General features: G+C 70.5%; 19 protein-coding genes and 3 pseudogenes. 8 read left to right on the top strand and 14 right to left on the bottom strand.

What is annotated here, in order from left to right; translation table 11 throughout:
* Window positions 1–426 precede the first annotated feature (426 nt).
* Window positions 427–975, top strand: a complete 549-nt coding sequence (locus ACQPXS_RS44515; protein WP_433455150.1) for a GNAT family N-acetyltransferase — start codon at window positions 427–429, stop codon at window positions 973–975.
* A 272-nt stretch (window positions 976–1,247) separates the two neighbouring features.
* A pseudogene (locus ACQPXS_RS44510) lies at window positions 1,248–1,358 on the top strand (IS982 family transposase); the annotation flags it as partial.
* Window positions 1,359–1,499: 141 nt separating this feature from the next.
* On the opposite strand, the gene ACQPXS_RS44505 reads toward ACQPXS_RS44510, so the two are convergent.
* Window positions 1,500–2,162, bottom strand: a complete 663-nt coding sequence (locus ACQPXS_RS44505; RefSeq protein ID WP_433455149.1) for a response regulator transcription factor — start codon at window positions 2,160–2,162, stop codon at window positions 1,500–1,502.
* Entirely contained in the window at window positions 2,159–3,358 is a 1,200-nt protein-coding gene (locus ACQPXS_RS44500) for a sensor histidine kinase (protein WP_433455148.1), read from the bottom strand. The genes ACQPXS_RS44505 and ACQPXS_RS44500 overlap by 4 nt, the downstream gene beginning before the upstream one ends.
* Before the next feature lie 194 nt (window positions 3,359–3,552).
* Between ACQPXS_RS44500 and ACQPXS_RS44495 the strand changes: the two genes are divergently transcribed.
* Complete coding sequence (locus ACQPXS_RS44495) at window positions 3,553–4,149, top strand: DUF308 domain-containing protein (protein ID WP_433455147.1); 597 nt, start codon at window positions 3,553–3,555, stop codon at window positions 4,147–4,149.
* A gap of 329 nt (window positions 4,150–4,478) precedes the next feature.
* Here the strand turns inward: ACQPXS_RS44495 and ACQPXS_RS44490 are convergent.
* A pseudogene (locus ACQPXS_RS44490) lies at window positions 4,479–4,756 on the bottom strand (IS982 family transposase); the annotation flags it as partial.
* Between the two features lie 153 nt (window positions 4,757–4,909).
* Between ACQPXS_RS44490 and ACQPXS_RS44485 the strand changes: the two are divergent.
* The gene (locus ACQPXS_RS44485; RefSeq protein WP_433455146.1) at window positions 4,910–5,881 is read left to right on the top strand and encodes an L-threonylcarbamoyladenylate synthase; all 972 of its coding nucleotides are present in this window, start codon (window positions 4,910–4,912) and stop codon (window positions 5,879–5,881) included.
* 52 nt (window positions 5,882–5,933) lie between these two features.
* On the opposite strand, the gene ACQPXS_RS44480 is transcribed toward ACQPXS_RS44485, so the two are convergent.
* Window positions 5,934–6,575, bottom strand: coding sequence for a carbonic anhydrase (locus ACQPXS_RS44480; RefSeq protein WP_433455145.1), 642 nt, complete (start codon window positions 6,573–6,575; stop codon window positions 5,934–5,936).
* 204 nt (window positions 6,576–6,779) lie between these two features.
* Between ACQPXS_RS44480 and ACQPXS_RS44475 the strand changes: the two genes are divergently transcribed.
* Complete coding sequence (locus tag ACQPXS_RS44475) at window positions 6,780–8,039, top strand: PP2C family protein-serine/threonine phosphatase (RefSeq protein WP_433455144.1); 1,260 nt, start codon at window positions 6,780–6,782, stop codon at window positions 8,037–8,039.
* A gap of 376 nt (window positions 8,040–8,415) precedes the next feature.
* Window positions 8,416–9,658: pseudogene (locus tag ACQPXS_RS44470) on the top strand (IS701 family transposase).
* 80 nt (window positions 9,659–9,738) lie between these two features.
* Here ACQPXS_RS44470 and ACQPXS_RS44465 read toward each other — a convergent pair.
* Entirely contained in the window at window positions 9,739–10,467 is a 729-nt protein-coding gene (locus ACQPXS_RS44465; protein WP_433455143.1) for an SDR family oxidoreductase, read from the bottom strand.
* 75 nt (window positions 10,468–10,542) lie between these two features.
* On the opposite strand from ACQPXS_RS44465, the gene ACQPXS_RS44460 reads away from it, so the two are divergent.
* The gene (locus tag ACQPXS_RS44460; protein ID WP_433455142.1) at window positions 10,543–10,920 is read left to right on the top strand and encodes a MerR family transcriptional regulator; all 378 of its coding nucleotides are present in this window, start codon (window positions 10,543–10,545) and stop codon (window positions 10,918–10,920) included.
* Window positions 10,921–11,093: 173 nt separating this feature from the next.
* Here the strand turns inward: ACQPXS_RS44460 and ACQPXS_RS44455 are convergent, their stop codons facing one another.
* From ACQPXS_RS44455 to ACQPXS_RS44415, 9 genes are all read right to left on the bottom strand, one after another.
* A complete protein-coding gene (locus ACQPXS_RS44455; RefSeq protein ID WP_433455141.1) occupies window positions 11,094–11,690 on the bottom strand; it encodes a hypothetical protein in 597 nt (198 codons plus the stop codon).
* Between the two features lie 15 nt (window positions 11,691–11,705).
* A complete protein-coding gene (locus ACQPXS_RS44450; protein WP_433455140.1) occupies window positions 11,706–12,206 on the bottom strand; it encodes an RNase A-like domain-containing protein in 501 nt (166 codons plus the stop codon).
* A 496-nt stretch (window positions 12,207–12,702) separates the two neighbouring features.
* Window positions 12,703–13,209 (bottom strand): transglycosylase SLT domain-containing protein, encoded by a 507-nt coding sequence (locus ACQPXS_RS44445; protein ID WP_433455139.1) that lies wholly within the window; start codon window positions 13,207–13,209, stop codon window positions 12,703–12,705.
* Between the two features lie 372 nt (window positions 13,210–13,581).
* Window positions 13,582–14,265 carry a TetR/AcrR family transcriptional regulator gene (locus ACQPXS_RS44440; RefSeq protein WP_433455138.1) on the bottom strand — a complete coding sequence of 228 codons (684 nt, stop codon included), beginning with the start codon at window positions 14,263–14,265 and terminating at the stop codon, window positions 13,582–13,584.
* 74 nt (window positions 14,266–14,339) lie between these two features.
* The gene (locus tag ACQPXS_RS44435) at window positions 14,340–16,043 is read right to left on the bottom strand and encodes an allophanate hydrolase (protein ID WP_433456227.1); all 1,704 of its coding nucleotides are present in this window, start codon (window positions 16,041–16,043) and stop codon (window positions 14,340–14,342) included.
* Between the two features lie 5 nt (window positions 16,044–16,048).
* Window positions 16,049–19,642, bottom strand: a complete 3,594-nt coding sequence (uca, locus tag ACQPXS_RS44430) for an urea carboxylase (protein ID WP_433455137.1) — start codon at window positions 19,640–19,642, stop codon at window positions 16,049–16,051.
* Window positions 19,639–20,442, bottom strand: coding sequence for an urea amidolyase associated protein UAAP2 (locus ACQPXS_RS44425; RefSeq protein WP_433455136.1), 804 nt, complete (start codon window positions 20,440–20,442; stop codon window positions 19,639–19,641). The genes uca and ACQPXS_RS44425 overlap by 4 nt, the downstream gene beginning before the upstream one ends.
* A 1-nt stretch (window position 20,443) precedes the next feature.
* Window positions 20,444–21,370: an urea amidolyase associated protein UAAP1 gene (locus ACQPXS_RS44420; protein WP_433455135.1), complete on the bottom strand. Its 927-nt coding sequence runs from the start codon at window positions 21,368–21,370 to the stop codon at window positions 20,444–20,446.
* A gap of 62 nt (window positions 21,371–21,432) precedes the next feature.
* A complete protein-coding gene (locus ACQPXS_RS44415) occupies window positions 21,433–23,037 on the bottom strand; it encodes an amino acid permease (RefSeq protein ID WP_433455134.1) in 1,605 nt (534 codons plus the stop codon).
* A 387-nt stretch (window positions 23,038–23,424) separates the two neighbouring features.
* Here ACQPXS_RS44415 and ACQPXS_RS44410 point away from each other — a divergent pair, with 387 nt between their 5' ends.
* Window positions 23,425–23,790, top strand: coding sequence for a lamin tail domain-containing protein (locus ACQPXS_RS44410; protein ID WP_433455133.1), 366 nt, complete (start codon window positions 23,425–23,427; stop codon window positions 23,788–23,790).
* The last annotated feature ends 1,183 nt before the right edge of the window (window positions 23,791–24,973 follow it).

Below are 24,973 nucleotides of genomic sequence, written 5' to 3'. Positions count from 1 at the left end.
CCGGCGAGACCCCAACGGCCTTTCCTCCAGGACGCGTTGGTATGTGCTGTGTATACACCTCGCCTGCTTCCCGCAGTCCGGGCACCGGCCCGGCGAGCCGTGGACACTGCCTCCGCCACCAGGACGTCGGAGGAGTCGCTGACGCGCTCCACTCGCACATCGATCCCGGGAAACAGCGCAGCTTCGACCGTCTTGCTCGCCATGCTGGGACATACTCTGCCGAAACGATCCCTCGCTCACTCCGCTGACCTGGGGATTCACGGAACTGCGGACAGAACCGTACGTAGTTCTTGGCCCTGTCTGGTGACTGACGGGTGGATCGCATCGGGACCGAGCTGCCCCCTTGGTGAGTGTGGGGCTCGGGCCGGTGGCTTGATCGGTCCGCGAATCTTGATCGCTGCCGAACCTGCTGATTGGTTGGTCGGCATGACTGAACTTGCACCCGTCGCCTGGCCGCCTGCCCCGATCAAGACCGAGCGGCTCGTACTCCGCGAGTCCGAGGCCCGGGACCGCGCGGCGGTCATCGAGCTGGACGCCTCGCCAGAGGTGAACACCTACCTTGGTGGCCCTCGACCGCGTACCGAGCTCGAACGCATGCTGCCCGAGGTGCCCGGGAAGCACCGTGGCTGGTTCGTCGTCGAGCTCGACGGAGCGATGATCGGCACGATCCAGCTCAAACCGCACGCCCCCGAGCGTCCGAGTAACCGCCGTCTGGAGGCCGGGAAGACCGAGCTCGGCTACTTGTTCCTACCGCAGGCGTGGGGACGCGGGTACGCCACCGAGGCGTGCACAGCGGCACTCGAGTGGTTCGCCGGCGCGCTGCCCGGTGAGCCTGTGGTGCTCTACACCCAGACCGCCAACGCCCGCTCGATGCGCCTCGCGGCGAAGCTCGGGTTCACCGAGCTGGAACGGTTCGAGGCGTACGGCGCCGAGCAGTGGTTCGGCGTCTGGTCTTCCGTCACACCGGTCGAATGAGTTCGTACTCGACGGCGCGGAGCCCCAACGCGTGTCGACGGTCAGCCGATTCCCCACCCCCCTATGTTCATGTATTCCCCAGGTGGTGGCCCTGGCAGCGGTTCCGGCCCCGCTGGTGAGGCGGGGCCCGACAGGTCAGTCCTCCCCGTCCAGCTGTGGCTCGGGAATGCCGATGGAGGGCGCGTAGTCCTGCGCCAGCCGACGGCCTTCTGCCTGCTTCAGCGGATATCGGAAGATCTTGAGCGCCGTCTCTTCAAGCTCGCGTCCCGGCCCTGACCGCGCTGTACGTGAAGATCGACGACGAGATCGGAGAGACCCTTTGGATGGGACGGCCGCCGCTGCTGACCGACTCCGAGCTCGTCCGCCTTGCTGTGGCGCGAGCCTGCTCCGCAGGTACAGGTCCAGGCACGCCGCTCGCGCCGTGTGACGGCGAGGTCTTCCAGGTACGTGCCCACGCCGTCCCGCCGCCGGACTGCTGGGCATCGCCACGGCGGCCACCTGTTTCGGGGTTCTGCTCGGCAGGCTCAGGGGTAGAGGCCGGCCCGGAAGGTGAACGAGACGAGTTGCGCTCGATCACGTGCGCCGACCTTCGTCATGGCCCGCACCGCATGCGTCTTCACGGTGAACGGCGACACGGACATCTGGGCCGCGATCTCGTCGTTGCCGAGACCGCTCGCGACGAGAACGACCACGTCCCGCTCCCTGGGTGTCAGAGCGTCGAAGCGTCGCCGCAGTTCCTGGTCGATCACCGGGGGCGGACTGTGGGTCATGTGCCCGATGAGCGCGGCCGTCGCGGCGGCCGACAGCGCACCGCCACCGCCAACGACCTCGGTGATTCCGGCGACGAGCTCAGCGGGGCTCACGGTCTTGCTCAGGAAACCGTTGGCGCCCGCGCGAAGGGCGGCGAGAACGATGTCGTCCCGGTCAAAAGTGGTCAGCACGATCACCCGCATCTCTTCGGGTGGGTACTCTTTGCGGATCCGGCGGGTGGCCTCGACACCGTCGATGCCTGGCATCCGGATGTCCATCAGGACCAGGTCGACGGGGTGGTCCCGGAGGAAGGGGACGACCTGGAGTCCATCGGAGAGATCACCCGCAACGACGAGGCTCGGGTCGAGCCGGAGCATCGCTTTGATGCCGGCCCTTATCTCGTCCTGGTCGTCGACGATCAGGATCTGCGTCGTCATACGGCGGCTCCCAGCGGGCTGAACTCCGCATGGACCCGGAATCGCCCGTCGTCACTGTCGATCGTCAGCCGCCCGTTGGAGGACTCGACGCGTTCGCGCATCCCCACGAGTCCGAGTCCGCTGCCCGAGCCGGCGCCGCGCAGTGAGTGACCGACACGGTTCTCCACGGTGACGCAGATCCTGCCGCCACGCTCGCGCACATCCACCGTTGCCGCCCCGTCTCCATGCCGGTAGGCGTTCGTGAGTGCTTCCTGAACGACGCGGTAGACCGTCACGCCGACGCTGGGCTCCACGAAACCGGCGGGGATGTCGATGGAGGGACGGACGTCGAGGCCGATGCTCTCGAAAGAGGCGATAAGGCCTTCCAGGCCGCTGAGCGCCGGGGTCGGCCGGAGCGCCTCGTCGTCGGAGATGTCGTCTCCCAGGCGGAGGAGCGCGAGGATCCGCTGCGTTTCGACGACGACGGTGCGGGCGCTGGACCTGGCTGAGACGAGGGCCTGCCGGGAGGACTCGGCGTCTTCGGGCAGCCCGATCTCCGCGGCACCGAGATGCAGGCTCAGCATCGCGACCTGGTGGCCGATGACGTCGTGGAGGTCCCGGGCGATGCGGAGCCGTTCCTCGGTCACCCGTCGGGTGGCTTCGATCTCACGGGTGGCGATGGCGCTTTCGGCCCGTTCCTCCAGGGTGCGCCAGTGCTCTCGATGGATGCGCAGCGCGGCCCCTGTCGCACCCCCTGCTATCGCCGAGAAGAGTGCGGCGGCTCCCACGATCGCGCCGCCACGGAATCCTCCCAGCGTCATGAACGCCCCTAGGAAGAACACCGCCACGATGCCGGTTGCGGCCAGCGGCTGCTTTCCCCTGAGGGTGACCGAGAACAGCACGAGCACCGCCATCATCCACACCGACAGGGGGTCGTGGCCCACCGCTGTCACGGCGAAGGACGCCGCGCTCGCCACGACCAGCCCTGCCCACGGCCTCCACCATGAGAGGGCGACTCCGCCACCGGCGAGGAGCACCGAGAGGGCCGTCGGCCAATCCGACCCTCTCAGGATCGCTGCCACGATCTGGCCGGTGAACACCAGCGCGGCCACCGAATAGGCGACGAGGTGCAGCGCCTCGGGGCGGCGGACCCACACGGGTGCCACGGGCCCGTCCTGATTGTTGTGCGCCTTGACCATGGCCTGATTCTCGTCCACGTGTGCTGCGGACGTGTACTTCGAATGATGTAGACGGCGAGCCCGGTCCGGGCGATGGGGACGGCGGAACTCATCCAATTCGAAGTAGATGGCAGAACTACTTCGTTCGAAGTACACGGCCCCTTGCTAGGCCGCTGAGACTCCTCATCGAGGCGACCGTCTCACACCATCACGATCACAAAACGGGACACCCGATGACTCAGACCACCGTGACTTCGCGCACGACCACGACCACGACGACTTCCTCCGGGCTCCGATCGCTCTACCTGATCCGAGTCGCCTTCTCCCTGATCTGGGTGGCACTCGTCGTCGCGACCTCCGCCTCGCTCGTGTCGACGGACAGGCCCACAGTGATCGCGGCCGTGCTGCTCGTCGCGTACCCCCTGTGGGACGTCATCGCCACGCTCCTGGAGCGTCGCATGGCCGGCACCGGCTCCACGGACCGCGTCGGTACCACCAACATGGCTGTCGGCCTCGCCACCGCCGCTGGGATGATCATCGCCGTCTTCTCCACCATCGGGACGACCCTGCTCGTGTTCGGCGTCTGGGCCCTCCTTTCCGGAGCGATCCAGCTCGTCGTGGCGATCCGGCGCCGACACACCGTCGGCGCCCAGTGGCCCATGATCATCAGCGGCGGACTGTCCGTCCTCGCCGGTACCTCCTTCGCTGCCATGTCCGCCTCGGCGACGAGCAGCCTGTCCGCCGTCGCCGGATACTCGGCCTTCGGTGCCTTCTGGTTCCTTGTCTCCGTCGCCGCCCTGAGCATCCGCAGCCGACGCGAAAAGCGTTGACCACCGCCGTCGGAGCCACCGCCTCTCCCGCAGGCGCGGTGTCTTTCCACCTGCTGATACTGCACCGCCCGTGCCGGACCGCTTCGAGAAGACCATCGCCGCAGACAAGGCTCTCAAGGCGCTGCTTGCCAACGGTGATCAGTGGTCGGACACGATCAGGGATCGGGTAACCGGGGCTCTGGTCCTGCGGTCATGCCAGATCGCTGCGGTCATCGCGAGGCTGCGCTGGGCGACCCGGACGGCGACGCCCTCGAACGTCCGGCCGCCGTGTTGTTCCAGGTCGAGGCCAGGACTTCGCGTCGGCCGATCTTCGGGTTGGCCAGCGCTCACACGATGGGCATGCCGGTCGGGGTGCAGACCAGAAAGAGGCACAGGCGCAGTAGCCGTACCCTGCCCGCCCGGCGCGGCCCGAACAGTGGGCCGTCGAACGGGACATCCCGCACGGCACTGGCGCTGAGTCGACCAGGGGCAGAGCCACTCGCGGCCGCTTGTTGTAGCCCGACTGTTGAGGGAGGTAGGAAAACATGCCGGTCAGGTACTTGCGGGCGAAGCGCAGCCGGCGCGCCTCGCAGCGGTGGCCGAGCAGGGCTTGCGCCACGGCAAGGCAAGACACGGCACCCGATGGTCGGCCCCATGATGCGCTTCGTCGCCGGAACGGAGTACGTCGTTGCCCGCGATGCCGCCCGATGGGTCGTCGCTCCATGAGCCTGGACCGGTCCCCACAAAAATGAGAGGGCGGAACAGTGGGAGGATTGCCAGCGTGAAGGCACGTACCAGTGATATCGAGAATGCGGCGGGTGTGCTCCGCGCCGGCGGCCTGGTGGCTCTCCCGACCGAGACCGTCTACGGTCTGGGCGCCAACGCGGAGGACCCCGCCGCTGTCGCGCGCATCTTCCAGGTCAAGGGGCGTCCGCCCTCCCATCCACTGATCGTCCACATCGGCGGCGCGGAGCAGCTGGACGACTGGGTCAAGGACGTGCCCGCGACGGCGCGCCTGCTGGCCGAACACTTCTGGCCTGGGCCGCTCACGCTGGTCCTGCGGCGCGGTTCCCGCGTGCCCCTCGAGGCGACGGGTGGCTTGGAGACGGTCGCCGTGCGCGTGCCCGATCATCCCGTCGCCCTCGCGCTGCTGTCGGCCTTCGGCGGCGGTGTCACGGCTCCGTCCGCCAACCGCTTCGGCTCGGTCAGCCCCACCACGGCGGACCACGTTCGTGCGGAGCTCGGGGAGGCGGTCGACTTCGTGCTGGACGGCGGCCCGTGCGAAGTCGGCGTCGAGTCGACCATCGTCGACGCCACGGGCGAGATCCCGAGCATCCTGCGGCCCGGCGGGGTGACACGCGAGGACCTCGAAGCGGTGCTGGGGTGCCCGCTTGCGGTCCCCTCGACGAGCCGGGTCCGGGTGCCGGGCCAGCACCCGTCGCACTACGCGCCGCGTGCGCGAGTCGTCCTCGTCGAACCCGAGAAGGTCGTCGCCGAAGCAGAGCTCGCACAAGATCTGGGACACCAGGTCGGGGTCTTCCTTCCCCCCGCCTTCGCTGACACCGCGGTGAAGGCGCACGCCGTGGTGACGGTCCCCGGTTCGCCGGCGGCCTATGCGCGCGGGCTGTACGGGTTCCTGCGCGAACTCGACCGGCAGGGGTGCGACCTCATCATCGCGTCCCTGCCCGTGGAAGAAGGGCTGGGACTGGCGATCGCCAACCGGCTCCGCCGCGCCGCGGGGCCCCGCACCTGAGCGTGACCAGCATCAAACCGGTGGCGTGCCCGAGCAGCCACGGCCGTAGCGGTCAGGGCGCGGCGGGCACCGCCACATCGAGGCCGCGGGCCGCGACGAGCCGCGCACTGCCGTCGGCCAGGCGGTAGCACAGGCCCACCACGGCGGCCTGCCCGGCGGCGACCTTCTCGGCGAGCACCCGGGAGCGGTCCAGCAGCAGGTCGACGGTGTGCCGTACATGCTCGGCGAGGATCTCTTCCGGCTCAACGTGTCCGGCGGCCCGCGCCGCCAGCACACTGGGCGTCACCCGCTCCACGACGTCCCGGACGTACCCGGCCGGCGTCATGCCGTCCTCCAGCGCGGCGCACGCCGCGCCGACCGCGCCGCACGAGTCGTGGCCGAGGACCACGACCAGCGGGCAGCCCAGCACGTCCACGCCGTATTCGATGCTGCCCAGCACCTCCGGGCCCATGACCTGGCCTGCGGTGCGCACCACGAACAGGTCACCGAGACCGCGATCGAAGATGATCTCCGCGGCCAGCCGGGAATCGGAACAGCCGAACAGCACCGCGAAGGGCTGCTGGGACGGTGCGATCTCGGTACGGCGTGCGGCGTCCTGGTTCGGGTGCTCGGGGGCGCCCGCGACGAACCGCTGATTACCGGCGACCAGCAGTTCGAAGGCGTCACGGGGCGTCACGGTGTTGATCTCGGCCATGTCCGTAGCCTAGGACCCGGCACCCGGAACCGCACCGCCTGCCCCCGCCTAAAGCCTCTTCCGCGACGCCTCCCACACCCTCTCACCAAACCGCCGCAGGCCAGGACCGCACCAGGACTGCATCCGCTGCCCACGCACAGACTCGGTGGGCGCGGGTGCCGGACCTTTCGTAGATTGAAGAGGGAACCGCTGGCAGGAATGCGTGTGACACCGAAGATCGACTACCCGGGGGTGTTCGCCGCCCTTCCGAGCCCGTGCCTGGTGCTCGGCACGGACCTGGTGATCGCCGCTGCCAACCGGGCCTTCTGCGAGGTGACCGGACGCAGCCGGGCCGAGCTGCTCGGGCAGTACCTTTTCGAGGTCTTCCCGGACAACCCGGCCGATCCGGAGGCCGACGGGGTGGCCACGCTGAAAGCCTCATTGCACCGTGTGCTGTCCTCCGGTCAGACCGATCACATGGCGTTGCAGAAGTACGACATCCCGGTCCCCGGCAACCCCGAGGTGTTCAAGGAGCGGTGGTGGACCGCGATCAACGTGCCCGTTCTCGGCGCGGACGGAAAGGTCGCCTGGATCATCCACCGGTCGGAGGACATGACCGACGTCGTCCGCGCCCACCGCACCGCTCAACCGCCGTCGGTCAGTCCCGGCCGGGAAGCGGCCATGGAAGCCGAGCTGTACGCCCGAGCCCGGCAACTGCAGCAGCTGAACGAGGAACTGCGACAGGCCCACGCCCGTGAACGGCGCATCGCCGTCGCCCTCCAGGAAGCCATGCTCCACTCCCCCGACCTGGCCCGGCACCCGAACATCGCCGTGCGCTACCTGCCCGCGACCGGATCACTGAACGTGTGCGGCGACTGGTACGACGCGGTCGACCTGTCCGCGGGCCGCTTCACCGTCACGGTCGGTGACGTGGTCGGCCACGGCCTGATGGCCGCCACCATCATGGGCAGGCTCCGCAGCGCACTGAGCGCCGCCACCCGCACCGCGCACGGCCCCGCCCAGGCACTGGAGGTCTTGGGGCTGTACGCCCGCTCGGTCGAGGGAGCACTGGCCGCCACCGCCGTCCAGGTCCTCGTCGACTGCCACAGCCACCTGCTCATCTACAGCAGCGCGGGCCATCCCCCACCCGTCCTGCTGCACCCCAACGGCACCTGCGAACTGCTCGACCAGGCCACCGACCCACCGCTCGGCGCCCGCCCAGAACACATCCCCCGCCCCCAAGCCAACACCACCTACTCCCCCGGCGACACCCTCATCCTCTACACCGACGGCCTCATCGAACGCCGCGACGAGGACATCGACACCGGCCTGACCCGCCTCACCTCCACCCTCGCCACCTGCACCGAATTCGGCGCCGAACACCTCGCCGACGCCCTCCTCGCCCGCCTGGACCTCGCCAGCGGCGCAGACGACGACATCGCCATCGTCGTCGTCCGCCTGGAACGGACAACCCGACCATACTGATCACGCCGACGCCGTCGTCACGGTGAGCGTGCGGCCACGGGGGCAGACGGCCGGACCGGCGCGGTCGCACGGCGGCCCCGACAGCCCACCCCGCCAACACAGCCGAGAGCGGCAGGGCTTGGTCACGATGCCCGTCACGCAGCAACTGCAGATCCCTCGCCCCTAACCTCATCCCGGGCGCCACCGGCACCGCCGCCCTCCACACCGCGCACCGGCAGGCCACGCTCACCGCCGGCTCGTTGTGGATCTTGGAACGTGAGGCGGTGCCGACAGGTACGGCCACCGGTGATCATCGGGTGTGAGGACCGAAGATCAGACGGTGGCCGTAGGCCACAGCGGAGGCCCTGCCCGTTGGGACGAGGAGTTCGAGGGGCTGATGGAGCGCAGAGCCAGGCGGTTCGCCCGTTCTGAACCCCGGCGTCGGGTAGGGAAGTTCGTTCGCGGTCTGCTGGCTGATCTGCCCCGCAAGAACTGCTGGACGATCGCGGAGTGGGCCGGTGAGGCCACGCCGGATGGCATGCAGCATCTGTTGGAGCGGGCCAAGTGGGACGCGGACGCGGTCCGCGATGATCTGCGCGAGTACGTTGTCGATCGCCTCGGCGCCGAGCAGGCCGTCCTCGTCGTCGACGAGACTGGCGACGCGAAGAAGGGGAACGCGACCGTCGGGGTGCAGCGACAGTACACCGGCACCGCCGGGCGGATCGAGAACTCCCAGGTTGCGGTCTATCTTGTCCATGCCACGCCGCGCGGACACGCCGCCGTCGACCGGGAGTTGTACCCGCCCGGAGCATGGACCGACGATCCCGAGCGGTGCCGCAGGGCGGGCCTGGAACCTGACGAGGTGCGGTTCGCGACCAAGACGCAGCTCGCTGCCGCGATGCTCGAAAGGTTCTGGGCCGGCGGTCACACGGCCGACTGGGTCACCGGCGACGAGCTCTACGGTGGCAACCCGGCCCTGCTGTCGATGATTGCCACGCACGGGAGGGGATACGTCATGGCCGTCTCCTGCCGCACCGAAGTACACACCCCGGTCGGCAACTTCCGTGTTGACGTGCTGATGCGCATGGTGCCCCGAAGAGGCTGGCAGCAACTGTCCGCGGGCGCTGACGCAAAAGGACCGCGCTGTTACGACTGGGCCGCCGTCGACCTGATCCCCACCTACTCGGCGGGCACCTGCCAGCTGCTGATCCGCCGCAACCGCACCACCGGCGAGGTGGCCTACTATCGCTGTTTCAGCCCCCGGCAAGTACCGCTGCCCGCCCTGGTCCGCGTCGCCGGAACCCGCTGGAGGGTCGAGGAGACCTTCCAGGCCGGCAAGGTCCTCGCCGGCCTGGACGAGCACCACGTCCGCCGCCACACTCCCTGGCTGCGCTGGGTGACCCTCGCGATGCCCGCCCACGCCTTCCTGGCCGTCATCCGTGCCGACGAGCACCGCGAACGCCCCGCCCCCGCCGGACTCATCCCCCTCACCTGCAACGAAATACAGCGACTATTTCGCCCTGCCCGCCGCATACCCGAACGATCAACGCGACCATCGCCTGCGCTGGTCCCTATGGCGTCGCCGACACCAGGCCCGCGCCCGCGACTGCCACTACCGCCGACGCGAGGCCACAACATGAAGATCCACAACTGCGGACGGAGCATCAATTGACCGACCGTAAGAAGCAACACACCGAAGTCAGCGCGGCCCGAGGGCTCCTCAGGCCGTCATCAGCGCCGCCAGGGCGCGGTCCATCGCGGCGTTGAACTCTTCCGGCGTCAGCGGCAGCCGGGACTTGACGTCCCGACTCCATTGGTCGGCGAGGACCTCGGCGGAGCCCGCCTCGACACCGTCGAGCGCCGCGTCGGCCAGGTCCGACGGGGCGATCTTGTCCACGGGCCAGCCCGCCGCCATGTCGGTGTCGGCCAGGCCGAGGTGTACCGCTGTGACGAGCGTGCCCTGCTCGGCGAGCTCCAGGCGGACGCCGTTGGTCATGGCCCAGGCGGCGGCCTTGGTCAGGTGGTAGGCATTGGCGCCCTTGCCCCCGAACCACGACATGGCGGAGAGGACGTTGACGATCGCGCCCCCGCCGTTCCTGGCGAGCGCCGGCGCGAACTCCCGGATCATTCCCAGGTGGCCGAACATGTTGGTCTCCAGCTCGTGCCGCACCGCGTCCAGCGAACCGGTCACCAGGTCGGTCCCCGTACTGATTCCCGCGTTGTTGATGAGTAGCGAGACGTCCGGGGCGGCCTCGGCGGCGGCCCTCACGGATGCGGGATCGGCGATGTCGAGGGGCAGTACCTCGACCCCGGGCAGGTCCACGGTCTCCGGTCGGCGGGCCGTCGCGTAGACCTTGTGGGCGCCCCGTTCGAGCAGGCGCTGGGCGAAGGCGCGGCCCAGGCCGCGGTTGGCTCCGGTGACAAGGGCGACGGAGTTGTTGATATCCATGCCCGGTACGCTAAAACCTGACGCTAACGTCAGAGGCAAGTGCTGGCCGTCAGGACCGGGGCGAGAGGAATCACCATGACCGTCACGGAGGCTGCGGCCGAGCGGCTGGTCCGCATCGGCGAGGTGGCGCGGGGCGCCGGCGTCTCGGTACGCGCCGTGCGCTACTACGAGCAGCAGGGGCTGCTCATCGCGGAGCGCAGCCCGTCCGGCCAGCGCCTCTACCGGCAGGACACCGTCACCCTGGTGCGCTTCTTCCAGCAGATGTTCGCCGCCGGTCTGACCAGCCGAAGGATCGCGGAACTCCTTCCATGCTGGGACACCGGGTACACCGACGCCGAGCAACGAGCCATGCTGCGCGCCGAGCGCGACCGCATCCAGGCCAAGGTCGACGACCTGCAGGCCGCCCTGGACCGCCTCGACGAGGTCATCGCGATCACGGACACGCACCCGTAGGCGCGGTCGGTCGGACGTCGCACCAGCGATCTACGGCTGGAGTACTGGCACGCCGCCTGCGACCGGAATGTGGACCGACCAGCAAACCACCGGAACGCGAAGGACCGCCGCACCACAGGGGTGCAGCGGTCCCGTCACGTGCCGAGGTTCCAGCCGAGCGCGACTATTCGGCTTCAGCCAAGTATCGGACGGAGTCCACCACGAACTCGCCGTGGTGGAGGGCCGATCCGATGGCCTCGAGCCGCGCGTACTGCTCCTGGGTCAGAGACCTGACACCGGCGACCATCATGGCCCGCAGCAAACAACCGGAAGGCCAGCTCCGGGGTGCAGCGGCGGGCGCAGTCGACGAGCGCCGCCCGCACGTCAGCCTCCAAGAACCATGCCTCCTGGATCTCGGCGAGGACCGCGTCCAGCTGAGCCACACCGTCTTCCACGTCCGCCCCGGCCAAGGGACGTGCGCCCGCCTTCGTCGACAGGCGGGCGTCACACAGGGCGACGACCGTCCGCGTCCACTGCGCCCCTTCCCCGATCTGCTCGAAGCTCGGCAGGTAATCCGCCCCGGCGTCCCACAACACCTCCAACGTCTTGGAGGGAAGGCCGTCGAGGAGCGTCTGGGCGTCACGTCGGACGGCCAGGACGTACTCGTCATCCACATCGGCAAGGTTTTTGGCAACGACGTCGGCGGCCGTAGGCCCGTCGTGGCACCAGTCCTGGTGAAAGAAGCCCATCACCCACGAGACGCCGAAGTCGAATTCTGTGAACCGCTGCACCGCTCGTCACCTCCCTCAGACCGGATAGAACGTCTGGACGTAGTAGCCGCGAGGGTGCTTGGGGATTCCCCGACCCTTGGGCGCCTTCACGAGCTTGAGGAAGAAATGGTTGCCGGCCTCCTCGGTGGGACGATCCGCCCAGTGGACCTTACCCAAGGAGGAACCCTCGGGTCCGAAGACACCCCTCAATGGCAGCTCGCTCGGGCCGCCCTGCGTCCGCATCCACTTGCTGATCCTGCTGGCATTCTTGTCCAAAGCGAAGTCGAGGACCTTCTGTGCCGTCGCCTCGTCTATCCACACGCTGTTCGCCGTGGGCTTGCCCAACTTCCGTGTCTTCGCCTCGGACAGGGCCTTCGCTTCCTGCTCGTTCGGCTTCACGGGCTCCGCGAGGGTGTGCGCGTCGGGGAACTGGCTCTCGTCCAACGCCAGGTTGTCACAGTTGTGGACCAGTACGGGGCTGCTGCTGCCGGCTACCGCGTAGAAGGTGTGCAGGCCGGAGACGGTCAGGTCGTACACCGTCCGAGGCGTGGCCTGATGCCGGTCCTGTAGTGCGGCGCAGTATCGCGACCACCGCCGATGCGTCGCCAGCCCGTACGCCGGACAACAACGGCGCGCAGCCGGCCGGCGTCGAAGACATCCTGCCCGGGAACCCACAGCACGGCGCCAGCCGATGATCGCGGCCATGGGGACCGGCCCGGCTCTTCTCTGGGGCAGGAGGCGGGGTGTCCCAGAGGAACAGAGGCGGCTGGTGCGACGACTGCAACCCGGAGGGCATGGGCACGTCAAGACACACTCGGCGCCCACGAAGACGTCGTGCTCGGCCGCCCCGCCCCTACGACTTCCTGTGCTGGTCGGGGAGTGCGACGTCCATGGAGGCAGCAGCTGTCCTTCGACATCGAAGATAGTCGCGTGCAGCGCGCTGATCTGGGGCGACTGGGTGGGATGTCAAGGCCGGTGCCGGCAGCGGTGGTCGCTGCCGGCACCGGCCTTCGGGTGCCCCGGATGCGTCGGCTCAGTAGGCGGAGTTGACGTTGTCGATGGAGCCGTAGCGGTGGGCGGCGTAGTTGGCGGCCGCGGTGATGTTGGCGACCGGGTCGGTGACGCTGTTGGCGGTGCCGGCGACGTGGTAGGCGTGGAAGGTGGGGTCGATCACCTGGAGCAGGCCCTTGGAGGGGGTGCCCTGCTTGGCGTTGACGTCCCAGTTGTTCTGGGCGCTGGGGTTGCCGCCGGACTCGCGCATGATGTTGCGCTTCAGGCCCTCGTAGCTGCCCGGGATGCCCTTGGCCTTCATGATGGCCAGGGACTGCTTGATCCAGCCGTCGAGGCTGCCCGCGGAGCCGCTCGTGGAAGCGCCGTGGCTGTCGTTGCCGGAGGCCGTGACCACACGGGCATGCGCCTGTACCGGCTCGGCGGCCTGCGCGTTGGCCGGCATCAGGGTGAGCGCTGCGGCGGCGGCGCCCGTGGTGGCGATACCGGTCAGGCCGAGACGGGCGATGCGGGTGCGGTTGATCATGGCCATGCGAAAGCAACTCTCCGTGGGGGACGTAAGTCGGTGCCGGCCGCTTGCCTGCGGCGGCGTCGGCCGCCCGTGCACACGGGCAGACCCTTAGGGGGGTCGCTCGCTTCCGGCCATCCGGCTCGCGGCGACGACAGCCATGATTAGCGGCGGCCGAGGGCGGGCGCAATGATGTGACCTACTACCCCCATACGTAGAATTGTCCGCTTTGTGCATGAATGGGGCTGTCGGTGCATTTCAGGGGCATCCGGTCCTACGGCCCTGGTTAGGATGTGATCCCGCTCGCATGGCCGACATCACGCCCACGGGCAAGGTGACCGCGGTACCGGCCGCGCGGGCAGCACCGGCGTCGCACCGAGTGGGACGAGCCGTTGGTCAGCCCAAGCCGCTCAGCAGGGTTCGTGCCTCGTCCCTCGCGGTGGCCACCGCGGCCTCGCCGAGCCCGCACAGCCGCAGGCACGACGACGCGATGGCATCCGCGTCTGCAGCATCCGGCTCACGGGAGTGCCGGATCTGGATGACGACCTCCACCAACTGGATCAGCAGTTCGCCGATGCGTTCGGCGGACATGCTCCGCACGACGCCGTCGGCTGCCGCCAGGGCGCCCAGGGAGCCGTAGTTCTCCTGCAGCCGGCCCCGCTCGGCGCGGAAGGCGTCGAACCGCTCGGCCCGCACCTCCGGCAGCAGGTAGAGCGTGCCGATGTTGTGCGGAGTGCGGGAGAGGGTGCGTACGTCCATCGCGGCCATCGCGTAGAGCGCGGCGGCCGGAGTGGCCTGCTCGGGCACCAGTGCCCGGATCCGCTCGACCATGTCCAGGCTGGGCCGTACCGACGTGGCCAGCAGCTCGGCGAGGATCTCCTCTTTGGTGGCGAAGTGGTAGTAGAGGGAGGCCTGCCGGATGCCGACCCGTTCGGCGATCATGCGCGTGCTGGTGCTCGCGATCCCGTGCCGGACGAACAGGTAGCCGGCGGCGTCGAGGATCTGTTCCCGGGCGGAAGCGCCGGGGTCGGACGGCGGCGTGTGCCGGGGCCTGCCTTGACGGGGACGCGTCGTCGTCATGGTGCCATCCTGCCACCCTGGTGCCGGGCACCCGACCGTGCCCGGCACCAGGCGGCTTCGCCTGCCGCTGGCCCTCATGCCGAGGCCGTGTAGGCGGCCCAGCCGCCGAAGCGGGTGATGTCCAAGGCGCCCTGGACGGCGTACGGCTCGACGAGGAAGCCGCTGACCTTCCGCCCGTCGGCGAGTTCGACGGTGCCGATGGTCAGGGGGGCGGGAACGGCCGCGGTGAACGCGCCGAACCCCGCAGCCGGCAGGCGCCAGACCTCGCCCTGGATGCCCGTGCCCGCACCGCCGGCCGCACTCGCTGCGCGGCCCGTCCCGGGGGCGGCGTCCAGCCCGGTCCCGGTGACCCGGAGCAGGCCGGGTTTGGGCGGCTCGGTGGACAGGGCGTACAGCCGGTAGCCGGCCGCGGTGCCCGCCGGGCCGACCAGGGTGCCGCCCGCCTGCACCAGCTGGGCGTTGAGCGGCTGCCCGGTGAGGTGGGCGCCGACTACGAACAGGTCGAGCCCGGGGTTGGCGAGCCGCTCGGCCAGGGCGGCCAGGACGCGGTCGGAGAACGCCGGCCCGGTGAGCATCACGCCGAACGGCAGGCCGTCCACCGAGCCGGCGGGCACGGCGAGCGAGGCGCAGTCCAGCAGGTTGGCGAAGTTGGTGAAGCGGCCCATCCGGGCGTTGGCGCCGACCGGGTCGGCCGCCACCTCGTCCAGGGTGGGGTGCCAGGTGGTGGTCGGGGTCATGAGCGCCGCGCAGCCGTCGAGCACCGCGCGTCCGGCGGCGCCGAGCGAGGCGAGGCGTGCGGTGTCGGCGGCCCAGTCGGCGGCGGTCCTTTCACGACCGGCCAGCACGATGGCGGCGACGGTGGGATCGAGGTCCGTACCGACCAGGTCGCGGTGCTTTTCCAGGTGTGCCCCCACGGCCGCGTACCTCTCGGCGACGAACGCGCCGCCGTACAGCAGTTCCGCGGCCTGCAGCAGGGGGGTGATGTCCACCTCCACGATCTCCGCCCCGGTGCCGGCGAGGCGGGCGACCGCCGCGTCGAAGGCCTCGTGCCAGCCGTCGGCCATGCCCTGAAGGTGCTGCGGGGCGGGGACGGCGACGCGGGGGCGCGCGGGGGGCGGCGGGAGCTGGGTGCCGGTGCGCGACAGCGGGTCGGCCGGGTCGGGGCCCTCGGCGATCTCCGCGGCGGTCCGTGCCAGTCGCAGGTCGCGGGCGAAGACGGTCACGCAGTCGAGGGTGTAGCAGGCGGGGACCACCCCGGTCACCGGCACCAGTCCCCTGGTGGGCTTGACCCCGACGACGCCGTTCAGGGCGGCGGGCACCCGCCCGGAGCCGGCCGTGTCGGTGCCGAGCGCGATGTCGGCGATGCCCAGCGCGACCGCGACGGCCGAGCCGGAGGACGACCCGCCGGAGATGCGGGCCGCGTCCCAGGCGTTGCGCACCGGGCCGTAGGGGCTGCGGGTGCCGACCAGGCCGGTGGCGAACTGGTCCATGTTCGTCTTGCCGAGCACCACGGCGCCGGCCGCGCGCAGCCGCGCCACCGCGGGCGCGTCGGACCGCGGAACGTACGCGTACGACGGGGCGCCCGCGGTGGTGGGCACCCCGGCCACGTCGATGTTGTCCTTCACGGCCGCCACCAGACCGGCCAGCGGCAGCGCCGGATCGATCCCGGCGGCCTCGGCGAGCACCTCCTCGCGTGGTCTGAGGTGGATCCAGATCTCGGGCCGTCCGGCGCTCGCGATGCGGTCGTAGGCGGCCGTCACACGCGCGGTCGGGGTCATGGCGCTCATGCCCTCACCGCCGCGAGGACCTGGCCCGGGGCGACCTGTTCACCGGGCTTGACGTAGACCTCCAGCAGCGTCCCGGCGGCCGGGGCGGTCACCTTGGACTCCATCTTCATCGCCTCCAGGGACAGGATCGGGGCGCCTTCGGCGACGGTGGCGCCGGGCGCGGCGGCGACCTGCCAGACCGTGGCGGTGAACGGAGCGGTGACCGGGACGGCGCCGTCCGGAACGGAGACGGTGCCGACGGCGGTCACGGGCGCCGGATCGTCGTCGCGGTCGAACTCCCCGGCCTCCCGCCAGCGTTGCTTCTCGGCGTCGAAGGCGGCGTTCTGCCGCCGGCGGAACGCGGCGATCGAGTCGGCCTCCCGGGCCAGGAAGGCGTTGTACTCGGCGATGGAGAAGGTGCCCTCCTCGGTCGGGAAGTCACCGCGGCCGGCGTCGGTCTCGGCGCGCAGTTCGAGCAGTTCCTCCGCGGTGACGGGATACCACTCGATGCGGTCGAAGAAGCGCAGCGCCCAGGGGGAGTCCCGGAACAGGCCGCCCTTGCGGAACCTGTTCCAGATCTGCACGGTACGGCCGACGAACTGGTAGCCCCCGGGACCCTCCATGCCGTAGACGCACAGGTAGGCGCCGCCGATGCCGACGGAGTTCTCGGCGGTCCAGGTGCGGGCCGGGTTGTACTTGGTGGTCACCAGGCGGTGCCGCGGGTCGAGCGGCGTGGCGACCGGGGCGCCGAGGTACACGTCGCCGAGGCCGAGCACCAGGTAGGAGGCGTCGAAGACGCTCCGGTAGACGTCGTCGGCGCTCTCCAGGCCGTTGACACGGCGGATGAACTCGATGTTCCACGGGCACCAGGGGGCGTCGTCGCGCACCCCGGCCATGTACCGCTCGATGGCGAGCCGGGTCGCCGGGTCGTCCCAGCTGAGCGGCAGCCGTACGGTGCGGGAGGGCACCACCAGCTCATGGGTGGGCGGTACCTCGTCCTCCAACTGGCGCAGCAGGACCGCCAGGTCACGGGCTTTCAGTCGGCGCGCGTCGGTGTGGATCTGCAGGGAGCGGATGCCCGGGGTGACGTCCACGACGCCGTCCGGCGCGTGAGCGGTGAGCGTCTCCTGCAGGGCGTGCACCCGCATCCGCAGGCCGAGGTCGAGCATCATGGGGCCGTACTCGACCAGGACGTTGTCGTCGCCGTCCCGGCGGTAGGTGACGGCCGGCCGGGCATCGGTGGCCGCCAGGCGGCCGAGCACGCCGTCGTCGCCGTCCCCGCCGCCGCGGATCAGCGTGGGTGAGGCGCGTCGGGCGTCGAGGGACGCCGCCTCGGCCTCCTTGACCGGTACGAACCGCACGGTGTCGCCCGGGCGGAGCTGGCCCAGCTTCCACAGGTCGCCGCTGGCCACCACGGCGGGGCAGACGAACCCGCCGAGGGACGGCCCGTCGGGGCCCAGGATGATCGGCGTGTCGCCGGTGAAGTCCAGGGCGCCCACCGCGTACGGCGTGTCGTGGATGTTGGAGGGGTGCAGCCCGGCCTCGCCGCCGTCCTGGCGGGCCCATCGCGGCTTGGGCCCGATCAGGCGGATCCCGGTGCGGGCCGAGTTGTGGTGCACCGTGTAGCCGGTGGCGTAGAGGGTGTCGATGTCCTCGCGGGTGAAGAACTCGGGTGCCGCGTGCGGCCCTTCGGTGACACCGATCTCCCACTGCGAGGTGATCGCGGGACGGCGCGCGAGCGGGGTGGGGCCGCCGACGGCGGTCCCGGTGGACGCGGGCCGCAGGACGTCCCCGGCGCGCAGCGCCCGTCCGCCGTGCCCGCCGAAGCCGCCGAGGGTGAAGGTCGAGGCGCTGCCCAGGTACTCGGGTACGTCGACGCCGCCCCGGACGGCCACATAACTGCGCAGCCCGGGACCCGGGCAGGTGCCGAGGGCCAGGGTGCCGCCGGCCGGGACCGGCACCGGCTCCCACAGGGCCGCCGCGACACCGTTCACCGTGACGGGAACGCCGGCGCCGGTGACGGCGACCACGGTGGCAGCCGAGAAGCGCAGCGTCAGCCCACCCGCCGTCACCTCCAGTCCGGGCGCCTGGGCGGCGTTGCCGACGGCAAGGTTCGCCTCGGCGAAGGAGACGGGGTCGAACGGGCCGCTCGGCGGCACGCCCACGTGCCAGTAGCCGAGCCGGCCGGGGAGGTCCTGGACGGTGGTCATCGCTCCGGGCGCCAGGACGTCGATGCGCGGCTCGGGGTCGGTGGTCGTGTCGAGCGTGCTGGTGCTGTGCACGGTCTCGCGCACCTCGGCCCGCACGGCCAGCGCACGCAGCAGGCCCAGGTTGGTGACGATGCCGTCGACCCGGCTCGCGGCCAGGGCCCGGCCGAGCACGTCGAACGCGGCGTCGCGGGTCGGTCCCTTGCCGATCACCTTGGCGAGCATGGGGTCGTAGTACGGCGAGATCTCCAGACCGGTCTCGGCGAATCCGTCTACCCGGACACCCGGCATGTCACCGGCGCCCTGCCCCGGGAAGACGGCCCGGGTGATCAGACCCGAGGAGGGCCGTGAGTCCTGGCCGGGGTCCTCTGCGTAGACGCGGGCCTCCACCGCGTGCCCGGTGGGAGTCCACTCCCGCTCGAACACCGCGTCGTCGACCCTGCCGTCCCGGGCCAGCGCCAGCATGAGCTCGACGAGGTCGACGCCGTACGCCTCCTCGGTCACCGGGTGCTCGACCTGCAGGCGGGTGTTGACCTCCAGGAAGGCGGCCTCCTCGCGCACCGGGTCGTAGACGAACTCCACGGTGCCCGCGCCGCGGTAGCCGACCGAGGCGAGCAGCCGGCGCGAGCAGTCGTGCAGCAGCGCGCGGACGTGACCGGGCAGGGCCGGGGCCGGGGCCTCCTCGATCACCTTCTGGTTGCGGCGCTGCAGCGAGCAGTCCCGGTCGCCGAGGACGGCGATCCGGCCGGTGCCGTCGCCGAAGACCTGCACCTCGACATGGCGTGCCGGACGCACCAGGCGCTCCAGGAACACCCCGGCCGACGCGAAGTTGGACTCGGCGAGCGCCGCGACCCGAGCGAAGGCCTCGCGCACCTCGTCGGCGGTGGCGCAGGCCTGCATGCCGATGCCGCCGCCCCCGCCGGTGGCCTTGACCATCACGGGCAGTCCGATCGATCCGGCCGCGGTGACGGCCTCCTCGGCGCTCCCGAGCAGCTCCGTGCCGGCCAGCAGCGGCACTCCGGCCGCCTTGGCCAGGGTGCGCGCGGTGTGCTTCTCCCCGAAGGCGGTGATCTGGTCGGCCGTCGGACCCGCGAAACGCAGTCCGGCCTCCTCCACGGCCCGGGCGAAGGCGGTGTTCTCGGACAGGAAACCGTAGCCGGGGTGGATGATCCCGGCTCCGTGGGCGAGCGCGGCCTCGATGATCGTGTCACCACACAGGTACGACTGGCGGGCGGGCGCCGGACCGAGACGGACCGCGTGGTCGGCCTCGCGGACGTGCGGGGCCGCCCGGTCGGCGTCGGAGAAGACGGCGACGGTGCCCAGGCCCATCCTCCTGGCGGTGCGGATCACGCGGCGGGCGATCTCCCCGCGGTTGGCGACGAGAACGGCGGTGGGGCGGGTCACGCGGCTCCCTCCTGGGTGTGGACGGCCTCCGCCGCGGACGGTCGCGCGCCTGCGGCCGGTACCGGGTCGACGACGATCATCCGCAGGGGCGTCGGGTTGAAGTCGTTGCACGGGTTGTTCATCTGCGGGCAGTTGGACACCAGCACCAGGACGTCCGTTTCGGCCCGCACGGCGACCCGGCGGCCGGGCGCCGACATGCCGTCCACGATGCCCAGCGCGCCGTCCGCCTCGACGGGCACGTTCATGAACCAGTTGAGGTTGGACACGACGTCCCGTACACCGAGCCCATGCCGGCCGGCCTCGGCGAGGAAGTTCTCACGGCAGCCGTGCTGGTACATCACGTGGTGGCCGTAGCGCAGGGTGTTGGACTCCTTGCCGCAGGCACCGCCGATGGTGTCCTGGCGGTCGATCTCGTTGGCGACGACCGTCATCAGCGGGCGGCCCTCGCCGCTGCGCAGCACGGTGCCCGTGCGCACATAGGCGTTGCCCTGCCAGGCCAGCGTGTCGGGGACGCTGTACCGCTCCTCGGGATCGTCGGCGTTGTAGAGCAGGCAGTCGGCCGACTGGTTGCCGCCGACGTCGACGATCGTCAGGACGTGCCCCTTGCGCACCACCGCCGACCAGGGCCCGTTGGGCGCCACCTTCTCGTCCAGCACGACGGCGCCCTGCACCAGGCTCTCTCCCCAGTCCAGGCGGGAGCCCTCCGCGTACACCGCGCCGACCGGGACGGTGGTGGCCACGGTGCCGCCCGAGGCGGTCGGGCAGGTGGTCGGCGTGTTCTCGATCCGCGTGGTCGCCATGTCACAGCCCCCGGGCTTCGCAGTAGTCGACGGTGTTCAGGTACGCCCGGTGCAGTTCCGGCGTGGCGGTGAACCGCGGCTCGTCCGGGCCGGTCGGAGCGCCGCGCCAGGCGTGCACGCGCAAGGGCCCGACGACGTAGCCGGGTCGCGGATCCAGCGGATGGACGACGTTGGCGACCAGCACCAACAGGGGCATCTCCGCGACGAGTTCGACATGCGTCCCCGGGCCGGCGCTGCCCTGCCAGGCGAGTGTGCCATCCGGCTCGACACGTACGCCCTGGAAGAAGGACAGGCTGGGCGGCAGGTCGCGGCGGCTCAGGCCGTGCTTGGCGGCCGCCTTGAGGAAGAGTCCGCGGCCGGACGGAGACGGCCCCTCGGGGCGGGCGTCACCGTACTTGCGCTCGTTCCAGGCATCGGTGGTGGTGCCGCAGAACGCGTCGTGCCGGCCCGAGGAGTCACCACTGACCACGGACATGACCCGGCCGTCTCCGGACAGCAGCGGGTGGTTCTCGCCCAGGTACGCCTGCCACGGGATCTTCTGGGTGTCGGCGACGTTGAGCCGCTCGACCGGATCCAGCGCGTTGTAGAGCAGCAGGTGGGCGCACGCGTCGCCGGTCGGGTCGTCGAAACGCAGCCGGGTGCCGCGGGCGAGCACCTTGTGCGTGTAGCCGCCGGGTGCCACCGTCTCCGCCCACACCAGGGCGGCCGGATCCACCCCCGGCGGGCAGTGCGGACTGCCGGACGCCGGGAGATACGGCATCCACTCCCCGGCCCGGCCGCCCTGGGCACGGGCGTCCTCCCGGGCGCTGCGGACGCTGTCGGTCAGGTGCAGTTCTCGGGCCCGGGCGTGAGCCTGTCCGGCCGGTTCGTGCCCGGCCCGGTCCTGGCCGTGCGGCGCGTGAGCCGTCGAGCTGTCGGCGTGGATCATGGGTGTCCCGTCATCCCCTCTTCGGTACGGCATCGGTGCGTCGATTCGCGTCGCCCGGGCCCTCAGGCGGGCTCGGCGACGGCCTCCGCCCCGAGTAGCGGCCCGGTGTGCGTGTGCGGTACGTGCCGCAGCTCGATACGGCGGTGCAGCCGGCGGGCGAGGAAGTAGGCGGCACCGGCGGCAAGGCCCAGCCCGATGAAGAGCAGGGCGCTCCACCGCAGCCACCACGTACCGCCGGTGAGGTCGTAGATCTCCGCACGAGGCCAGATCAGGTTGACCGTCATACCGGCCTGGTAGAGCACCGCCACCGCGTTGACCGCCACTCCCCATCGGCCCAGGGAGAACAGGGGCAGCCCGGTCTCGTCGACTCCCTGCGGAAGTCCGCCGGTGCCGCGCTGCCGGATCCTCGTGACCAGCAGCGGCAGCGTCACGCCCAGATAGGCCAGGTACAGCATGGCGATGCAGAGGCTGGAGAGGGCCGTGAAGATCGCGGACTGGCGTACGTTGACCACGAGCGCGAGCGCGGCGCCGACGCCCACCACGATCGACGTGGTGATGGGCGTACCCGTGCGGTCCGAGACCTTCCCGAGGCGCCGGTGGAACGGCAGGGCGCCTTCACGCGCCATGGAGTACATCATCCGCGCCCCGGAGGTCTGCACCGCCAGTGTGCAGGCGAACACCGCGACCGCCACGCAGCACAGCAGCAGCCTCCCCACGACTCCGCCGAGCCGGTCGGTCAGCACCCAGGACAGACCGCCCGCGGCCAGCTTCCCGTCGGTCAGGCTGCTCGCCGCCATCAGTCCCGAGACGATCAGCAGCGCGCCACCCACACCCGAAGTGACCAGGGCCCGCAGGATGGTGCGGGGAGTAGTCCGGCGCGGACTGTGGGTCTCCTCGGCCAGTTCGCCCGCCGAGTCGAAGCCGACCATCACGTACGCCGCCATCAGCGAGGACGCGAGGAAGGCCCCGGCATAGCCGCCGTGGCCGGCCCAGCCGGTGCTGTGGACCACCACCTGCGGGCCTCGCTCGGGCAGGAAGAAGAGCACCAGGACCAGCGCGATCACACCGATGATCTCGATCGTGACGCCGAAGCTGGTGGCGGCGGCCATCTGGCGGATGCCCAGGATGTTCACCACCGTGGTGACCACCAGCAGCAGGCACCCCAGAAGGACCGCGTTCTGCGCACCGGTCGCGGAGCCGACCGACGGATCGGCGCCCGGTCCGCCGATCACCTGGAACCCGGCCCAGATACCCGGCAGCACCGCCTGCGCCGCGATCGCGGCCGCCGCGACCGTGAGGATCTGCCCGATCACCATGATCCAGCCGACGAACCAGCCCGCCGTGGTGCCGGCCAGCCGGCTCGACCACTGGTAGACGGCCCCCGATATGGGCCAGCGCGCCGCCAGTTCGGCGAAACAGAGCGCGACCAGCATCTGGCCCGCGAAGACCAGCGGCCAGGTCCAGAAGAACGCCGCGCCACCGAGACCGAAGCCGAGGCCGAAGAGCTGGAAGACGGTCGTGAGGATCGAGACGAAGGAGAACCCCGCGGCGAACGAGGCGAAGCTGCCCACCCCGCGGTGGAGTTCCTGCTCATAGCCGACGGGAGGGGGACTGGTCGTGACACCGCCCTCGGGGCTCAGCCCAAGGGGGAGTTCGGGTCGGCTCATCACCGCACCTCCGAGCGATCGACAGATACCTGTCGCTTGACAGGTATTGCGATGGTCGACAGAACCGGTCTCACGCCCGAGTCGGGGAAGTTAACTTCATGTATCCGATGCCACGCGTGGCGTGACCCCCTGGTCATCCGGCGGCTGAGGGAGCCGGGAGTCCGATCACAAGGAGACGCGCTGCGGAAGGCGGAGGCTCCAACCGGCGGCGGGGGTTCGAAGGCCCTGCCGGCCCACGCGGCACCGCAACCGGCGCGGAGCGCAGGAGGTCCGCCCGGAGCGACCGCCGCGACCCGCCGAGCGCGCCTCACCGGCCCCGACGGCGGCCTCGGTGGACGCCTCAACTGACGCCGCACACTCACCCGGTGCCCACCCGCCCGAGAGTGGGTGGGACTCACCAACGCCAGCCACCGGAACATCAATCGGGACGGATGGACCCTGTCGAACGACGATGACCGCACCTACACCTTGCACCACTTCCGCCTGGAAGGCCGCGCAACCGTCCGCATCCACACCGGCATCGGCCGCGACAGCGACACCGATCTGTACCAGGACCGCCGCCACACCGTATGGGACGAGGACGTTGACACCGCCACCCTGCACGACGACCGTGGCCGGTGCAGTGGGAAGGCCTCCACGACGCCGGCTACCGCCTTGGCGGCGGGCGCCACGACGAGGATGAGCAGCGTCCCTGATCACCGGGAGGGTCTGCCGGTGAACACTGAGCGCGGGATTATCGGCACCGGAACGTGACAGGCACGACGGCGGGCGCCGGATCCTCGACCACGGCGCGCCGCCGGCCGACCGGGCATCTGCGAATGGTGCGCCGGTCCGGCCAACGACTGTCGCCTCGATGGTGGTCGCCGCGAGGAGCGCACGGGAGCGGACTGTTCCCAGTGCCGGTCACCGCAACGGACACGCGGCTGCTGGCAGTCGGCGAACGTCCGACCGCCGCGTCGAAGGCGAAGCCCGTAGAGAGCGCGGCACACTTCGTGCGCGGGGCGGTCGCGAGGGTGCAGCAAAGGCGCACACAGAAGGGAGCAAGATCATGCCAACCCCTGACCCCAGTGTCGGTGTGAGAGATGCCGCTCGAGGTGGACGCCGAGGATCGCGACCATCCATGCCCGTCCTTCCGCGACAGGTGTCCCAGGGAGTTTTTCTGGTCAACGACCCCGGGTCGTGACGGGTCCACCGAGCAGAAGGCTGCGGACGGTGTGGGGCCAGGCGGCCACGACCCGGGCTCCGCAGTCCTTCTCGCTCCCCAACGGGCCAGGGCTATCCGGATACCAGTCGGATCATCACAGGGCCGGAGTTGAGTGCTCCATCCGGGGGAATTCCGGTGACGGACCGCCCGGCGGGGGCGTTGAACGGGCATGAGCGGAAGTCACAAGCGCAAGCGTTCACGGGCGCGAGCGTTCGAACAGGTGCAAGCGCAATTGGTCCGTGCGGCCGCCGCGATGACCGCGGGAAAGAGGCCGCCGCGGCAGAGAGCGGAAGAAACGGTTCGCCCGGCAGACGCAGAACCGGACAACGGCCCTGGCAAAACGGCACCGCCCGGCTCGAGCTGAGACCATCGACCCGTCTTCCCCTCGCCTGGACCAGCGGCAGTCGCATGGCGGCCACCCCGACGAGAGCCGACCCGACGCCGATGCCGGTGAACTCGCGAACAGGGCGAGGACTCCCCCAGACCCGCCCCGCACCACTCGCGCTCCCCCTCCCGCCCCAGCCCCCTTCATTGAACAAATCCCTGGACTGACCGCCGTCATGCTCAGCGGACTGAGCGGATGCGAGCAGCCCTGATCGAGGTGGGTCTCGTTTTGGCCGGCCGTGCCGGAGCACGTCTTGCGGACGTCTTCGGCATCTTCGTCAGCCGCAGCACGGCACTTCGGCTGGTCGATGCGATGCCTGATACTCAACCGCGTCACCGCAGGTGGTG

It is taken from the genome of Streptomyces sp. CA-142005, assembly GCF_050942335.1.
In the GTDB taxonomy this organism is placed as follows: domain Bacteria; phylum Actinomycetota; class Actinomycetes; order Streptomycetales; family Streptomycetaceae; genus Streptomyces.
This window is presented reverse-complemented; position numbering and strand designations above follow the sequence as displayed.

Bases quoted from the DNA above. Each gene is read 5' to 3' on its own strand.
- ACQPXS_RS44515 (WP_433455150.1), top strand. From the start codon at position 427: ATGACTGAACTTGCACCCGTCGCCTGGCCGCCTGCCCCGATCAAGACC.
- ACQPXS_RS44505 (WP_433455149.1), bottom strand. From the start codon at position 2,162: ATGACGACGCAGATCCTGATCGTCGACGACCAGGACGAGATAAGGGCC.
- ACQPXS_RS44495 (WP_433455147.1), top strand. From the start codon at position 3,553: ATGACTCAGACCACCGTGACTTCGCGCACGACCACGACCACGACGACT.
- ACQPXS_RS44480 (WP_433455145.1), bottom strand. From the start codon at position 6,575: ATGGCCGAGATCAACACCGTGACGCCCCGTGACGCCTTCGAACTGCTG.
- ACQPXS_RS44465 (WP_433455143.1), bottom strand. From the start codon at position 10,467: ATGGATATCAACAACTCCGTCGCCCTTGTCACCGGAGCCAACCGCGGC.
- ACQPXS_RS44460 (WP_433455142.1), top strand. From the start codon at position 10,543: ATGACCGTCACGGAGGCTGCGGCCGAGCGGCTGGTCCGCATCGGCGAG.
- ACQPXS_RS44445 (WP_433455139.1), bottom strand. From the start codon at position 13,209: ATGGCCATGATCAACCGCACCCGCATCGCCCGTCTCGGCCTGACCGGT.
- ACQPXS_RS44440 (WP_433455138.1), bottom strand. From the start codon at position 14,265: ATGACGACGACGCGTCCCCGTCAAGGCAGGCCCCGGCACACGCCGCCG.
- ACQPXS_RS44435 (WP_433456227.1), bottom strand. From the start codon at position 16,043: ATGACCCCGACCGCGCGTGTGACGGCCGCCTACGACCGCATCGCGAGC.
- ACQPXS_RS44425 (WP_433455136.1), bottom strand. From the start codon at position 20,442: ATGGCGACCACGCGGATCGAGAACACGCCGACCACCTGCCCGACCGCC.
- ACQPXS_RS44420 (WP_433455135.1), bottom strand. From the start codon at position 21,370: ATGATCCACGCCGACAGCTCGACGGCTCACGCGCCGCACGGCCAGGAC.
- ACQPXS_RS44415 (WP_433455134.1), bottom strand. From the start codon at position 23,037: ATGAGCCGACCCGAACTCCCCCTTGGGCTGAGCCCCGAGGGCGGTGTC.